Annotated in this window: 16 protein-coding genes; 5 read left to right on the top strand and 11 right to left on the bottom strand. The window is 46.8% G+C overall.

From position 1 onward, the window contains the following. Window positions 1-3 precede the first annotated feature (3 nt). Complete coding sequence (locus H6760_04835; protein USN53452.1) at window positions 4-1,155, bottom strand: hypothetical protein; 1,152 nt, start codon at window positions 1,153-1,155, stop codon at window positions 4-6. A gap of 47 nt (window positions 1,156-1,202) precedes the next feature. Between H6760_04835 and tsaE the strand changes: the two genes are divergently transcribed. Next, entirely contained in the window at window positions 1,203-1,679 is a 477-nt protein-coding gene (gene tsaE / locus H6760_04830) for a tRNA (adenosine(37)-N6)-threonylcarbamoyltransferase complex ATPase subunit type 1 TsaE (protein ID USN53451.1), read from the top strand. On the opposite strand, the gene H6760_04825 is transcribed toward tsaE, so the two are convergent. From H6760_04825 to rpmH, 5 genes are read right to left on the bottom strand one after another with little or no spacing between them, the layout of a single operon-like run. After that, window positions 1,662-1,940: a PRC-barrel domain-containing protein gene (locus tag H6760_04825; protein USN53450.1), complete on the bottom strand. Its 279-nt coding sequence runs from the start codon at window positions 1,938-1,940 to the stop codon at window positions 1,662-1,664. The genes tsaE and H6760_04825 overlap by 18 nt on opposite strands. Continuing rightward, entirely contained in the window at window positions 1,915-2,700 is a 786-nt protein-coding gene (locus H6760_04820) for a membrane protein insertase YidC (GenBank protein ID USN53449.1), read from the bottom strand. The genes H6760_04825 and H6760_04820 overlap by 26 nt, the downstream gene beginning before the upstream one ends. After that, window positions 2,697-2,942 (bottom strand): membrane protein insertion efficiency factor YidD, encoded by a 246-nt coding sequence (gene yidD, locus H6760_04815; GenBank protein USN53448.1) that lies wholly within the window; start codon window positions 2,940-2,942, stop codon window positions 2,697-2,699. The genes H6760_04820 and yidD overlap by 4 nt, the downstream gene beginning before the upstream one ends. After that, complete coding sequence (rnpA, locus tag H6760_04810; GenBank protein USN53447.1) at window positions 2,939-3,283, bottom strand: ribonuclease P protein component; 345 nt, start codon at window positions 3,281-3,283, stop codon at window positions 2,939-2,941. Before rnpA ends, yidD begins: the two co-directional genes overlap by 4 nt. A 1-nt stretch (window position 3,284) precedes the next feature. After that, window positions 3,285-3,422 carry a 50S ribosomal protein L34 gene (gene rpmH, locus H6760_04805; GenBank protein USN53446.1) on the bottom strand — a complete coding sequence of 46 codons (138 nt, stop codon included), beginning with the start codon at window positions 3,420-3,422 and terminating at the stop codon, window positions 3,285-3,287. A gap of 183 nt (window positions 3,423-3,605) precedes the next feature. Here rpmH and dnaA point away from each other — a divergent pair, with 183 nt between their 5' ends. From dnaA to H6760_04790, 3 genes are all read left to right on the top strand, one after another. Next, window positions 3,606-4,988, top strand: coding sequence for a chromosomal replication initiator protein DnaA (dnaA, locus tag H6760_04800; protein ID USN53445.1), 1,383 nt, complete (start codon window positions 3,606-3,608; stop codon window positions 4,986-4,988). 252 nt (window positions 4,989-5,240) lie between these two features. After that, window positions 5,241-6,338 (top strand): DNA polymerase III subunit beta, encoded by a 1,098-nt coding sequence (gene dnaN / locus H6760_04795; GenBank protein USN53444.1) that lies wholly within the window; start codon window positions 5,241-5,243, stop codon window positions 6,336-6,338. 3 nt (window positions 6,339-6,341) lie between these two features. Then, window positions 6,342-6,656: a hypothetical protein gene (locus tag H6760_04790; protein USN53443.1), complete on the top strand. Its 315-nt coding sequence runs from the start codon at window positions 6,342-6,344 to the stop codon at window positions 6,654-6,656. Here the strand turns inward: H6760_04790 and H6760_04785 are convergent, their stop codons facing one another. Continuing rightward, window positions 6,657-9,467 (bottom strand): PBP1A family penicillin-binding protein, encoded by a 2,811-nt coding sequence (locus tag H6760_04785; protein ID USN53442.1) that lies wholly within the window; start codon window positions 9,465-9,467, stop codon window positions 6,657-6,659. A gap of 149 nt (window positions 9,468-9,616) precedes the next feature. Here H6760_04785 and H6760_04780 point away from each other — a divergent pair, with 149 nt between their 5' ends. Beyond that, a complete protein-coding gene (locus tag H6760_04780; protein USN53441.1) occupies window positions 9,617-10,810 on the top strand; it encodes a tyrosine--tRNA ligase in 1,194 nt (397 codons plus the stop codon). A gap of 55 nt (window positions 10,811-10,865) precedes the next feature. On the opposite strand, the gene H6760_04775 is transcribed toward H6760_04780, so the two are convergent. From H6760_04775 to H6760_04760, 4 genes are all read right to left on the bottom strand, one after another. Then, on the bottom strand, window positions 10,866-11,558 hold the full coding sequence (locus H6760_04775; GenBank protein ID USN53440.1) for a hypothetical protein: 693 nt from the start codon (window positions 11,556-11,558) through the stop codon (window positions 10,866-10,868). Between the two features lie 344 nt (window positions 11,559-11,902). Continuing rightward, window positions 11,903-12,859 carry a hypothetical protein gene (locus H6760_04770; protein ID USN53439.1) on the bottom strand — a complete coding sequence of 319 codons (957 nt, stop codon included), beginning with the start codon at window positions 12,857-12,859 and terminating at the stop codon, window positions 11,903-11,905. Between the two features lie 213 nt (window positions 12,860-13,072). After that, window positions 13,073-13,843, bottom strand: a complete 771-nt coding sequence (xth, locus tag H6760_04765; protein USN53438.1) for an exodeoxyribonuclease III — start codon at window positions 13,841-13,843, stop codon at window positions 13,073-13,075. Further along, complete coding sequence (locus tag H6760_04760; GenBank protein USN53437.1) at window positions 13,836-14,210, bottom strand: hypothetical protein; 375 nt, start codon at window positions 14,208-14,210, stop codon at window positions 13,836-13,838. The genes xth and H6760_04760 overlap by 8 nt, the downstream gene beginning before the upstream one ends. Between the last annotated feature and the right edge of the window lie 50 nt (window positions 14,211-14,260).

Here is a 14,260-nt window from a genome sequence, read left to right as displayed (position 1 = left end):
TGCTTAGGAGAGAAGTCCTTGCGTTCGAAAATATGCTTCGACTCGCTCTGCTACTTTTGCTTCCACAATTTCAAGGCTCTCATCTGGGAAACGCAACTCAGCGTACTCGTCTGTGCCGCTTGGTTGAAAGTCTTTAAACAAGGCAAGATTACGAATTTGCTTATCGCTCTGGGCCAAACCATGAATTTGACCATCTTCCCCCTCATAGACTACTAGAATCACTCGAGCGCGAGGCATGTTTACAATCAACTCATCAATTACTCCGTGCAAGGCTCGGGCATCCGCTCCAGATTTTTGGAAGTCCTGGCGATTCAAAATAGTCCAGACAAACTGTCCGTGATGCGCCTCTTTTAATCGTGCTAAGGCTCGTCCCCATAGTTTCAGAGCGGTGAGTGAATGTGTTTGATAAAGATGTCGCACAATATCTTCTCGCTTTGCTCCCATCTCAATTAAATGAGAGGCGACAGAGAGCGCTTTTGGGGTAACGCTTGGACTACGGAAGCATCGGGTCTTTGTGATAATTCCAGTCAGTAAATTTGTTGCCATAGCGTCATCTAACACATCAGGTTTTAGCTCTTGAATAAGATCAAGCACAATTTCTGAGGTCGACGTCGCTACTAAATCAACATAGTTAATCTGCCCAAAGGAATCGTTTGTCGGATGATGATCAATGTTTACAATCGGAACCTGATAAAAGAGATCGGCGTTTTGTTCAAAAAGCGGACCCAGGCTTTGCAGGGATGGTGTGTCGAGGGTGATGATGAGTGAAAAGTTATATTCTCCTAATGACGCCTTCACATCCTTTTCATGGAAACCTTTTCCCTTTGGGGTAATAAAAATTTTCAACATGTCATCTTGCACGTCATACGATAGCTCGCCTAGTTTGGTCTCCTTGAGAGCGAGACTAATAACCAGCTTACGGTCAGCGTCCAGGTCGGTATGGATATCAGGCCGAGCAGGCAAAAAGCCTAGTGAGGAAGGAAATTGAAAATCACTCGAAACAATCCGGATTTCTTTTTGCATGGCCCGCAAAATAGTAGACAGGGCCGCCCCAGAAGCTATGGCATCTGGGCTGGGATTTTTTGGCAATACGATGAGGATGCTTTCACGCGAACGCAGCGCATCAACAACTTGCTCCTTGGTCGAGAGTTCCATGAAAAATTGCTGGGTAGATAAAGAATAGGATAGTATAGCTATAGATTATGCCTACGTCAAGACATCTGGCCACCCCAGAAACCTACTACAGCAGCAGTCCGGCTGATACCCGCCGCTTTGCCCAAAAATTCTCCCGCCAAAACCTGGGCGGCACATTAGTCCTGCTTTACGGCCCGGTAGGGGCTGGAAAAACCACCTTTACCCAGGCCCTAGCAAAATCACTTGGGGTAAAGGAGCCGGTCCGTAGCCCCACCTTTGTGCTGGTAAAAATGTATTCAACCCTGGGGAAGAAAATACAACGACTCATGCACATTGATGCCTATCGCCTAGGTAGCTTTGCTGAAGTAGAAGACCTAGGTATGAGTGAATACCTTGGGCAAAAAAATACTGTGACTGTAGTTGAGTGGCCAAAAGGAAAAAGGCTTGAGTGGCCTCAAGTGCCTACCTATCGGATAACCATCACTCCGAAAGGGAAAATGGGGAGGGAAATTAGCGTCACAAAACCATCAGGCGCTCGTAGCTGAGGCAATACCTTCATCAGCTTGTGGTAGCACGAGGTCATCCACCACCATTTTTTCTTCAGTAATACTCAGTACTTGCTCAGCGGCAACGATGAGCTCTTTTTGCAAAAGCGCGGCAACTAGATGACCGCTTTTCACATAATACCGAAGAACTTGTTGCGTCATCGGATCAAGTTCAATATCATCAATGTGACCCAGGGCTTGGCCACTTTTTGTTTCAACGGGTAGATGAAATAGGCTATGTTTGCGAAGCGGTGAGGTCATCAAGCTCCTTAGATGGATGAACGCGACGGAAAAGAATATACTGCTGCACAACTTGGAAAAGCGTAGAGGTCAGCCAATACAACGCAAGTCCGGCTGGGAAGAGATAGGCAAAGTACGCTGTGATTAGCGGGAAAATATACATCATCTGCTTGCTCATGCTCGCAGCCATGTTTTCGTCTCGAGCACCTTTTGATTTAATTGGCGCTTGTCGGGCCACTAACATTCTCGATTGCCAAAACTGCAAGGCGCCAGTGACTAGGGCTAATAAAATATTATGAGGTGCCGTGAGATCCAAAAAACCAAAGGCTGTCGTGTGAATTGGCGTTGTGGCATAAATAGTATGCAAGGAGCCATACAAACGATCAATTTGATGAGCAACCAAGGTGCCGGTTTCTGGGTCCAGGGCTAGCCCATTAATAAACACTCGATACAACACAAAGATTATGGGAAGTTGAATGAGTGTTGGTAAACAAGATGAAAAAGGATTTACTTTGTGCTCCTTATAAAACTCCATGAGTTTTTGACCCATCTGTTCCTTATTATCTTTGTACTGCTCTTTCAGGGCTTCAAGTTTTGGCTGGATCAACTGCAGTTCGCGTTGAGCTTTGATTGACTTGGCTGAGGGATACGCCAAAATCCCACGCACTACTATGGTTAACACAATAATCGCCACTCCCATATCTTGCCCTGGCAAAATATGATAGGTACCAATGAGCCCGTTAAAGAGTGGATTAAAGAGAAGGATGTCGATGATGTTCATTGCTGTGATTTAGGAACTGGATCAATACTAGGTTCGTGAAAAGGATGACAACGTAGCAGGCGACGAACTGCTAAGTATGTACCACGGAAAAAACCATGCCGCTGAAGAGCTTCAATGGCATACATAGAACAGGTTGGGTGAAATCGGCAGTATCCATAAGGATAGCGTGCGCGCAACCATCCATGGTCAGGCGAAAGACTCCGCTGGTAGGCTCGTATAAGGAAGATGCTAATACTCGTCATGAGTGAAAAAGTCGTAAGCGTCGAAATAGGAATTCGAGATCAGCCCGCAAATCACTGCTTGTGCAATTCTTTGTTGAGGGCTGGGTACTTATGAGGATATCACAGTGAGTTAAAAGTTTGGGATAGAGCTCTTGCAGCTGCGCTCTGATTTTTCGCTTTATACTATTACGCACTGTTGCTCGCTTATCTACCCGTTTTGCCACAACCACGGTGAGGCGGGGACCTTTTACTGAGCTTTTCGCCACCCTTACCGCCAGGTGGGTAGTTCGAGCCTGACGACCAAAACGCCGTACCCGTTGTACGTCTTGCTCCTTGCGGAGGCGAGCAGCTGCCGGCAACATTTTATTGCGCTAAACGAGCCCGACCCTTACGTCGGCGTCGTTGCACCACTCGTCGTCCGGTCTTTGTTCGTTTCCGCGCCAAAAAGCCGTGTGTTTTTGCTCTTTTTCGCTTTTTTGGTTGATAGGTACGCTTAGGCATAGAAATCTTTGCTATTTTATCAGCTTCTTGAAAAAGGTACAATGCGCCTATTTTTCAACCGCTTGATACACATGGTATGAACAAGTTATCCACATTTTCTATTTTTTTGGCTAATTTTAGCCAATTTATTTTGCTTATGCTATAGTTATCCACGGTCTTTTTGGGAGTATTTCCCCATGCTTTATGACCAATGAACAGCTTTGGCAGGCCGTATTAGGCGAATTAGAACTACTTATTAGCCGACCAAATTTCACTACTTGGTTTAGTAACACTTTTGTTGCGTCCCAAGATGAAAATAGTGTGGTTATCGGGGTTCCTAATACATTTACTAAGGCCTGGTTGGAGAGCAAATACCACGAATCAATACTTAAAGCTGTAAAATCGGCACTTGGATCTGCTCAGGTGCAGGTTTCTTATAAAGTAGAATCACCAAGCAAAGCCCCAGCTGCCCAAAACCTACAAAAAGTAGCCGTGGCTGAGACGCCCGTAGCGCAGAACGTGGTGAGTGATGCCCCGTCCACCGCTAAGATACCAGAAAACGCTACCTTAAATCCTCGCTACACCTTTGGCACCTTCATTACCGGCAAATCCAATGAACTCGCAAAAGCGGCCTGCGTAGCAGTAGCAGAACGACCTGGGTTAATTTATAACCCTTTGTTTATTTATGGGGGTGCTGGCTTAGGTAAAACGCACCTTATGCAGGCAATTGGCCATCAGGTGCTTGCCCAGGACTCTTCGAAGCGTGTGCTCTACGTCTCCTCAGAAAAATTTACTAATGAATTCATTCGCGCTATTAGTAAGGGAAACGGTGAGGAGTTTAAAAATCGCTACCGTGGCGTTGATGTGCTCTTGGTAGACGATATCCAGTTCTTGGCAGGTAAGGAAGGAACTCAAGAAGAGTTTTTTCATACCTTTAATGCGCTCCATCAGGCGAATAAACAAATTATTATTACTTCTGATCGTCCACCAAAATCAATTCCTTCACTAGAAAACCGTCTTGTCTCTCGTTTTGAGTGGGGAATGATTGCGGATATTGCCCAGCCAGACCTAGAAACGCGTATTGCTATCCTGGATGTGAAGTGTCGAGAAAAAAACCTTTTACTTTCTTCTGAAATTTTGCATTACATCGGCACAAATGTACAAAGTAATATTCGTGAACTAGAGGGCGCCCTCAATCGTGTGGTGGCTTACCAAGAGTTAAGCGGTAAATCACTTACCATGGATACAGTAAAAGAGCTACTTTCTTCGGTTACGCGCTCAACAAAACGCGGTGGTGTTACTCCGCGGCAGGTTATTGAAGTAGTGGCTGATTTTTACGAGCTTGAAATCGCTGATCTCCTTGGGGTGAGCCGTAAGAAAGAATTGGTAGTCCCCCGACAAATTGCTATGTATCTTATGCGTGAGGAGCTTCAAAGCTCTTTCCCGAGTATTGGTTATGAGTTAGGTAATCGGGATCACACGACTGCTATGCATGCGGTAACAAAAATTTCTGGTCAGCTGCGTGAGGATGAGCGCCTTCAGGAAAACCTGCGCTTGATTCTTCAGCGTCTCTACGGCTCAGGATAAGCTGCGGATAAGTATTGGGATATCTTTGGGGATGGTATCCGCACAAAAACTGGATAAGTGTACATGACATTTTTCATCCCCTTTCCTCTCACACACCGTGCACATAAGGATGCCGATGATATACACATGAGAGAAAAAAATGAAAAGTAAAATAAGCCCGGATTACTTACCTAAAACTTACCCCTCTCACATTCATCCACATTTCCCCAGCCCTTACTATTACTACTTCCTGTTTTATATAAAATATCTACTATGAAATTCTCCTGTACACAAGAAAACCTTATCCGTGGATTAACCATTGTGTCACGAGCTGTAGGAAAGAACGCAGCCTTACCAATTTTAGGAAATATTCTTCTTACCGCGGAGTCAACCGGCATACGTCTATCAGCAACAAATCTTGAAATTGGTGTTACTTGCATGGTCCGAGCAAAAGTAGAAACACCAGGCGCGTATACCATACAGGGTCGACTTCTTCACGACTTTGTGAATCTTTTATCGAATGTACGGATCGATATTGAATTACGTGAAGAGGGTTTACACATCACCACCGGTGAAACAACTACAACCATGAAGGGAATTGCCGCTGATGAATTTCCAGTCATCCCAAGCGTGGAAGAAAAAAGCATAACAAAAGCGGCCACTAACGATTTACGCCAAGCTCTAACTCAAGTGTTATTTGCTGCAGCAAATGATAATTCACGACCCGAGATAAACGGCATCTATGTAAAAATCGAGAATAACAACATGGTGCTGGCTGCTACGGATAGCTATCGTTTAGCCGAGCGAAAGATAAACATTAACGCAAGTGGAGACACGCGAGCGGTTATTGTGCCAAGTCGAGCTCTTCAAGAGGTGGTGCGGATATTAGATACCGAGGAAAATGAAATGAGTATTATATTAGGCGAGAACCAGATACTCTTCCGTATTGGCGATATAGAGCTTGTTTCTCGTCTCATTGAAGGTCAATATCCTGAATACCAAGAGATTATTCCAAAAGAACATCTTACCACTGCCACCTTCTCCGTAGAGGCGCTGAGTCGACAGGTGCGAGCAGCAAGTCTTTTTTGCAAAACTGGGATTAATGATATTACCCTAGCCTTTGTGGCAGGAAAGGGCGTCACCATCGAGGCGGCCAATACGCAAGTTGGTGAGCACTCTACCCACCTCGAAGGACAGGTGGACGGAGAAGGAACAAGCATCTTATTTAACTACCGCTACTTACTTGATGGATTAGCAAGTATGAGTAGTGAAGAGGTGCAGATTGAGTTAACCGATAGTGATGGACCGGGAGTATTTCGTCCGACGAATAAAGAGTCCTACACCTATCTTATTATGCCGATTCGGCAATAAATCGTGCCGCTGCAAAGCTTTCAATCACTCATTGGTCGATCCCTGCGTAAGGCAAACATAGTCCCTCAAGTAGAAGCGACTCAAGTTTTTGACGTGATGAAGGGTTGTATTCAGCAAATACTAACACAAAACATCCAGGCTGATATTAGTTTGGATACTTTTAAGCACAATATAATTACCCTGCGCGTTTCTTCAGCTGCTCTGGCAAACCAACTACGCGCACATGAGGCAAGGATACGTCAGGACTTTGCTGCGGCCTATCAAAAACGCTATGGGCATAGCGTTCGCTTGCAGGCAATACGATATCGTTTACGGTAGTTAATCCGCAGTGATACTAACACTGAGATTGTCTGTGCTGGTTGTTTCACCATCATCATCCGTCATGATGGCTTGAATAGTGTAGTCCCCTGCGAGTAAAGGGGTCCATTGTGTGCTATAGCGTGATCCACTAGCTGATGAAGTGGAAAGTTTTGTGACTACACCATTCGCGTCGGTGATATTTACTTTTACTGAATCAATACCAATCGCGCTTTGGGCTACAACGCTAATTGATATCGCCCCATCGCTTATTGCATGACGACTGCCGGGTACTGGGGCAGTGAAGTAAATGCTTGTGCCAGAGCTTTCGTGTTGAATAATTACGTCAATTGTTTGAGACCCTGCTTGTTCAACAGTATCGTAGGCAATAACCTTTAACTTATGATAACCATTTTCAAGATCACTCACATCGAGCGAGGCTTGGAAAGGCGCGGTTGTGTCTTCGGTTATTTCCACCCCGTCAATAACGAATTTTGTAAGTGTAATAGCGCGCGTCGCGTCCACCGTAGCGCTTACCGAGACACTGTTCCCCGTAATAGTACTTCCAGACGCAGGTGAAGTAATTGTTACCTTTGGAGTGTTTGCTATTGTTCGAAGATCACAATCCTCCTTGGCTGGACGATCGACCAACTTGTCGTTTTCTTCGGCCCAGCGTCGGACCGGTTCTTCCCAACGAGTGAATTGAGGGTCGCTGGCTGGGTTATCAGGAACTGGTCCACGGGGATTATCTTTATTCACAAAATAAAGGATAGTGTGCACCTGCTCTAATTCTTTCTGCTTCTTAAACTCCTCGGGCCATTCATCTACACACTCACTTGGGATTTCCTTACCAGTGATCGTATCTACTGTTAAGGTTTCCCCAGAGCTTAAACGACCTTGGAGTATTGGTTTTTCTGCATCATTGGGCTTTGGTGCGGTGAAATTTACCACTGGAGCGCCGGCCGTGGCTGCTTGCATAAAGCTTTTCCAAATCGGAGCCGCAATAACTGACCCATCAGCGCCGGTGCTCATTTCAGAGTTATCATTGTTCCCTGTCCATACCCCGGTAACCAGGTTAGGAGTGTAGCCCATGGTCCAGGCATCTCGGAAATCATTTGTAGTACCAGTTTTTGCGGCAACTGGTCGACCAGACAGAATAAGGGAGTTTTGCGTGCCAAAAATATATGCCCGGGCTCCATTATCAGAGAGTACGCTGGAAATTTCGCGAGCAACATTTTGATCCAAGACGCGCTCTCCTTCACCCTCGTTTGTTTCTTCTAAGATCTTTCCATTTCGATCTTCGACTCGGAGTATGGCAACAGTAGATTGTCGTACGCCCTCATTTGCAAAAACACCAAAGGCAGCCGTGTGCTCTAAGAGCTTCACTTCTCCGCCCCCTAAGGTGAGCGAGAGTCCATAGCGGTCAGGATCATTCAGTGTGGTGTAGCCGAGGCTCTTTGCTAAATTCACTGCATCATTTACGCCAACCAAATAAAGTGTTTTTACTGCTGGGACATTAAGAGAACCAGCTAAAGCCTTACGCATAGTGACTGGACCATTTTCTCGGCCGTTGTAGTTTTGTGGAATATAGTTTGGTGTGCCACCAAAGTTAGTAATCAGGTCAAATAAAATAGTTTCCGGAGTGTAGCCCTCCCGAAAAGCCTGAGCATAGACTATGGGTTTAAAAGAGGAACCAGGCTGACGTGGTCTAAGGGCCACGTTTACGTTCCCATCATGTTCGGCATCAAAGTAGTCGCGCGAGCCAACCATAGCGAGTATTTGGCCGGTTTGTGGGTTTAGGGATACCAGGGCCGCATTTGATCCACCGTAGCGCTCCACTTTTGCCATACCATTACTCACCGCATCCTCAGCCATTTGCTGCAGATTTGGCTCGAGTGTGGTGATGACTCGCAATCCCCCTTGCTCTATCTGCTTCTCGCCGTATTTTTCAGTGAGTAGCTCTTTTACATAGATAACAAAGTGCGGCGCTTTAATCACTTCTCGGCGTGGAATTATTTTCGCCACCGTGTCCTCTTCTTTTGCTGCGTCAGCTTCTTCTTGAGTAATGTAGCCCTGGTCAGCCATGTTTTGCAGGACGCGACCTTGCCGACCTTCAAGTAGATCAACATGATTACCATCAGGCGAGTAGTAGGACGGAGCCTGAGGGAGGGCGGCTAAGAGCGCTGCTTCATCTAGACTCACCTCGCTGACTGATTTGCCAAAATATACCTGCGCGGCAGCTTCGGCGCCATAAGCATTACGACCATAGGGAATTTCATTGAAGTACAGCTTTAATATCTGATCTTTTGTAAAGCGTTTCTCAATTTGATAGGCCAGCACCGCCTCTTTAATTTTTCGAACGTAGCTCTTCTCAGTAGTAAGGATGGCGTTTTTTACAAACTGCTGGGTGATAGTTGAACCGCCCTGACCCGTTACGTCGAGATTAATAATGTTTGTAAAGACAGCCCGGAAGAGTCCACGAAAATCAATGCCGCCGTGCTTGTAAAAATCTTTATCCTCAATGGCAATGGTGGCTTTTTGTAAGTTAAATGGAATTTTTTCTAACTCAACAACAGTGCGACGTTCTTCGCCGTGCACCTCGTAGAGTAGAGTTTCCCCGTCGCGAGCATATATTTTAGTGCTTTGCGCAACTGAACGATCGACTATACCGTTTGGGTCAGGCAGGTCGCGTGAGTACCAGGCAAATAATCCCACCACTCCTAGCACGCCAATCAGAAAAAGTCCGGCAGCAACAGGAAGCGCGCGACGCACCCAAAATTCCCGCCGTTTCCATATGGGGCGAGATTTGCGAGGTCGCTCAGATCCCGGCATATTTTTAGCACTGCGCCAGGTAGCCGCACTATTACGAGAGCGTGGGGTGAGAGTAGGGATAGGCATTCGTTGTAGAGAAGCGGGGCCGAGTATGCGCCCCGAAGCAGTTCTTATCTTAGCATTTTTTTGCTATACTTTCAACTGTTCTTATGGCGAAAAAACAGGCCCAATCAATGAGAAGCGATTTACTTGACCGAGGCGTTGCGGAGGTCGTAGTTCGAGCATCCTTAGAGAAGAAGCTAGCCTCAGGCAAGAAGCTAAAGATTAAGCACGGAGTTGATCCGACCACTGCCGACCTCCATTTGGGTCACGCAGTTATTTATGAAAAGTTGCGCCAATTTCAAGAAGCAGGTCACACTATCCAGTTCCTAATCGGTGGTTTTACGGCCCGTTTCGGTGATCCAACTGATCGAGCTGAGCGTCGAGCGCTTCGTTCGGCCGCAGAAGTACATCGCCTGGCCAAGAAATATGTTACACAGTTAGGTAAAATACTTGATATTAAGAAGGTTGAAGTACGTTCAAATGCTGAGTGGTACGATAAAATGTCAGCCGAGGATTTTCTTCACTTACTCTCTCAGGTGAGCGTCCAGCGCATGCTTGAGCGGGACATGTTTCAGCAACGCATGAAAGAGGGCAAAGAGATTGGATTGCACGAAATTACCTACCCCCTTTTGCAGGGTTATGATTCGGTAATGTTGAAAGCTGACGTGACAGTGATTGGTCGTGATCAAACATTTAACGAGCTGCAGGCGCGCCCACTTCAAGAGGCTGCAAAACAGTCTCCGCAAGATTTAGTAATTATGCCCTTGCTCGTCGGTACTGACGGGAAGCGCAAGATGAGTCAGAGTTATGGCAACGCAATATTGCTCTCTGACACGCCTAAAGATATGTATGGCAAGCTCATGCGTATTCCTGACGAGCAGATTGTTACGTTTTTTACCTTACTAAGTCGTTTACCATTATCCGAGATCGAGGAAATGGCGCAAGGCTTGAAGTCAGGCCATAATCCCCGCGACGTCAAAGCAAAGCTGGCCCATACTCTGGTTGCACAATATCATTCCTTAAACGATGCGGATAAGGCGGCAACTGAATTTCAAAATGTATTTCAAAAAGGTGCCACTCCAGACGAGGTGCCAGAGTTCAGCCTGAAGCAAAAAAGCACGCTGTTAGAAATTTTAGTCAGCGCAAAGTTGGTGCCATCAAAGTCAGAAGGACGTCGCATGCTTGAGCAAGGAGCGGTCCGTATTGATGGCAAGGTAGAGAAAGATGGCGCAAAGGAATTGGATGCAAAAAAGGCACCCTTGCTTCAGGTTGGGAAGCGACGGTTTGTGCAGATAAAGTAAAGCGCCCCAATCTCCTAGAGATCAGGGCGCGTAGGATTGTCACTGAGAAGTGAGTCTACCTGGTTCGACCCCAGTATTCTTGCAGATCCACAAGTTCTCGGTGTTCCCGAGTTCCACGAATGGAGTGACTGAGTGCCGCAGTTGCAAGATCTCGAGCAAAGGCCCTACCTTCTTGTGTAGAGGATAAGCGCGAGGTTGTCTTTATCCGTTCAAGCAAGCGAATACAGGCGTTAACGAGCCCATCTTCACTGGTGAGAAAGGTTGCAAACTCAAGTTCCAAGGAGCTCTGGTTGCGGCATAACTTACCGATAAGCACGCTGGCATGCCGTAGGCTCATTGGTGGTGTTTGTTCCTTTTTCCGGTGACTGTAGACGATCACGCGAAGCCCTGAAGGTTGTGGTGATTGTTGAACGATTTTTACTCCATACCAAAAGATGGAGTCCGCGGAAGTGTCTCGCGAGGTAACCACAAAGCCTCGATGAAAGCTCCCAAGTTGATGGCGCCAACCGCCCAGAGCTAGGTGCATCTCTACGAGTGCCAAGCTTTCCTTGGCCCGCTCGCCACGATAGTACACTCGATCCATTTGCGGATAGGAGATGTAGTAACCCCTCACATTTCTTCTCCAATACGCATAGTTGAATCGGAGTAGCTTCAAGCCAAAAAATCCAAGTAGTGAGACTAAGATGGCGATAATCAGGCAGCCGTAGAACAGGCGTGACCACCATAGCCCCTCACTATTGACGGCCATTTTGAAGAGCAAGAAGAGTCCCAGAAAAGCAGCAAGGGAAAAGCATAGCGTGGAGACCGTCCATCGCAAGCCGCCCCTGGGAAGAGGTAGGTAGTTGGTGAGATCCAACTCTTTGGTAGATTCTTTCGCGCAGGTCATTTTTACTCCTTACCGGCCCTGATTTTTCAAGGCGGGAAACAAGCGGATGCAAATTGCCTTACTTGCGTCGGCTTGTTACAGGATTGCTCTATTGTAAAGAGCTTACGTGAGGCATTTCCTCATGCGGACTCACGCTAGCAAGCGCAGAAAATTTCGTCAATGTAAAAAGCGCCCCAATCTCCTAGAGATCAGGGCGCGTAGAATTGTCACGACTCAGTGACGGGTTCAAGCGCTGCTCGATTTCGGTTTTCCCAAACCTTGTCCGCAGCTCGTTCTGCCCAGTGTTTACCCCCCTCCTGCTTAGCTGACGCGATGGTGTCGGCGATCTGTGTTGCCTCATCCTCTACCCGGACCGCATGGTTTGGGCTTTCCCTTCCTGTTATGTTGTGGACTCGCATGAAGCCAAGCAGGTGGCCGAGATAAGCGTGAACAAACTGACCATGAGGAGATTGGCCAAGCGAGGTACGCCGTCGCTCGGTAGCCACGTACAGCGCGCACACGAGTTCATTGAGCCAGGTAAGCCACTCTGTTTGCTCGTGTAGTGTATGGGAGACTCTCCTCTCATTATCTAGCGACTCGAGGTGCGCCTGAAAGTTGAAAGGGTTGGGTGCGAAGCGAATCCAGTTCAGGGTGTCGAGCATGGTGGATGGTTCAGTTATCCGAATCCGGATAGTCTGCGTTATCGTCCCAAGCTGGTGGTAGGTGACGATGAAGTATGGACGTTTGCGTGTCCAAGACATAGTGACTTCAGGAAGACACATGCCCGAGGTGTCAGCACCCCAACTTAGGTCAGCTCGACGCCACGGCCGGTTGATCCAGGCCATAACGAGTGGATGTTTGAATCCACAGAAGTCGAAGTCGGGAAGCGTTGGAGCTTCCTTGTGAATATGTACACTGTCTCCTCTATCGCGCCATATCCAAACCCGCTTGGGTATCAGGAGGTCGTGAGCGGCGCCTAGCAGAGTTGCCGCGTTAACGATGATGAACATGAGCACAATGCTCTTCTTGAAAGAGCTTGGCTCTCCCAGGAAAATGGCGAGACAGAGGAGCGCCGTAAACAAGGCAATGTAACAAAGCCAAGTGATTCCAGTGGTGATTCTCAGGCGAGGAGCGCCGTAAACGTTTTTCTTTACACATCGAGGACAGGTTTCTTGCCGTGACATGATAACCTCCACTTAACGTGCTCAGTGTCACGCTAATGGAAGCGTCGATTTTGGCTGTCTGCAGGCGTTGCAGTACTCCAAATTCGACTTGTTTCAAGGAGCTAACCACAGTATTTCTATGGTTAGCTGAATTACCTTGAGTCAAAGCAGATGTCAATGGAATATGAGATGAATAAACGTTACTTCATCATCGCCAAAGCCCGGAGGCAGCGGCTATGAGGATACTATTAAACTAACCGGACAGTGATCTGAGCCCATCACTTGGTCGAGGATAGCCGGTTTAGTTGTTTGTTTGAGGAATTTTTGACTCACACAAAAGTAGTCAATCCTCCAGCCTACATTTCGGCTGCGAGCGCCACCGCGCTGACTCCACCAGGTGTATTGTACTTTCTTCGGATTGGCTTCACGCCAAGTATCAACGTAACCTGTTTTGAGAAACTTCGTCATCCAGGTACGCTCCTCAGGAGTGAAGCCCGGGCTCTGGGTATTTTCTTTCGGTCGAGCTAGGTCAATTTCTTCATGTGCCACATTATAGTCACCCGTGATGACAAGTGGTTTTTTCTTTTCAAGTTGCTTGAGGTAGTTAAGCAGCTTTTCATTCCACTGCATCTTAAAGGCTAGGCGCTTCAAGCCGTCATTACTGGCATTAGGAAAGTAGATATTAAGGAAAATATACTTCCCCATATCGATGGCTTGAATTCGTCCTTCGTCGTCCCAGGCTAGTTTCGGCAGAGCTGTATGTGCGATACCGTTTTTTACCAACACCGCAGTGCCGGAATATCCAGGTTTTTTTGCTGAGTGCCAATGCTCCACATATCCTCCAAAATCAAACTCAGTAGCCAAGCGCGCTTCTTCGCTTATTTTTATTTCCTGCAGACCAATTACATCAGGTTTTTCTTTTTTGAGATAATCGGTAAAGCCCTTACGCACTGCAGCCCGAATACCGTTAATGTTCCACGATTGCAGCACTAGAGATTTACTCATCAAAAGGATACTCCTTGCCTTCGCTTACTTCGATAGTGCTCATTGTTCTTTGGTGCTCGGGTGAATAAATTTTTGTGATGATAAATTTCCCGGAAGTTGTTTTCGTTTCTGCGTGGAGCGTTTCTTCAAGTATCATGGCGTGGCCCCAATACAACCACTTACCATCAATGTTATGAACGAGAAATACTCGAGTAGGTTTAAGGTGGTAGATCCGCAGGTCCGGCTTGTGGTGAAATTCAAAGACTTGGTCTTTAAAATCCTCAACAGTGAACGCCTTTTTCAAGTGTTTCTCTAAAGTAAGCTCCGAGGGAAAGCCTTGCTCAGTAGTAAGTTGGAGCGTGTCGTTGATTTCGATGAAACTACCCATAATGCTAATGTTATAAACTTGAATTCCGAAGGATAAGGATTGACAAGGTT

The sequence above is a fragment of the Candidatus Nomurabacteria bacterium genome (assembly GCA_023898465.1).
GTDB lineage: Bacteria > Patescibacteriota > Patescibacteriia > HK-STAS-PATE-3 > HK-STAS-PATE-3 > HK-STAS-PATE-3.
This window is presented reverse-complemented; position numbering and strand designations above follow the sequence as displayed.

Coding starts and splice junctions, on each gene's coding strand:
- rpmH (USN53446.1), bottom strand. CDS start 3,422: ATGCCTAAGCGTACCTATCAACCAAAAAAGCGAAAAAGAGCAAAAACA.
- H6760_04775 (USN53440.1), bottom strand. CDS start 11,558: ATGGCCGTCAATAGTGAGGGGCTATGGTGGTCACGCCTGTTCTACGGC.
- H6760_04835 (USN53452.1), bottom strand. CDS start 1,155: ATGGAACTCTCGACCAAGGAGCAAGTTGTTGATGCGCTGCGTTCGCGT.
- dnaA (USN53445.1), top strand. CDS start 3,606: ATGACCAATGAACAGCTTTGGCAGGCCGTATTAGGCGAATTAGAACTA.
- tsaE (USN53451.1), top strand. CDS start 1,203: ATGCCTACGTCAAGACATCTGGCCACCCCAGAAACCTACTACAGCAGC.
- rnpA (USN53447.1), bottom strand. CDS start 3,283: ATGTTGCCGGCAGCTGCTCGCCTCCGCAAGGAGCAAGACGTACAACGG.
- yidD (USN53448.1), bottom strand. CDS start 2,942: ATGACGAGTATTAGCATCTTCCTTATACGAGCCTACCAGCGGAGTCTT.
- H6760_04780 (USN53441.1), top strand. CDS start 9,617: ATGGCGAAAAAACAGGCCCAATCAATGAGAAGCGATTTACTTGACCGA.
- H6760_04825 (USN53450.1), bottom strand. CDS start 1,940: ATGACCTCACCGCTTCGCAAACATAGCCTATTTCATCTACCCGTTGAA.
- H6760_04770 (USN53439.1), bottom strand. CDS start 12,859: ATGTCACGGCAAGAAACCTGTCCTCGATGTGTAAAGAAAAACGTTTAC.
- dnaN (USN53444.1), top strand. CDS start 5,241: ATGAAATTCTCCTGTACACAAGAAAACCTTATCCGTGGATTAACCATT.
- xth (USN53438.1), bottom strand. CDS start 13,843: ATGAGTAAATCTCTAGTGCTGCAATCGTGGAACATTAACGGTATTCGG.
- H6760_04760 (USN53437.1), bottom strand. CDS start 14,210: ATGGGTAGTTTCATCGAAATCAACGACACGCTCCAACTTACTACTGAG.
- H6760_04820 (USN53449.1), bottom strand. CDS start 2,700: ATGAACATCATCGACATCCTTCTCTTTAATCCACTCTTTAACGGGCTC.
- H6760_04785 (USN53442.1), bottom strand. CDS start 9,467: ATGCCGGGATCTGAGCGACCTCGCAAATCTCGCCCCATATGGAAACGG.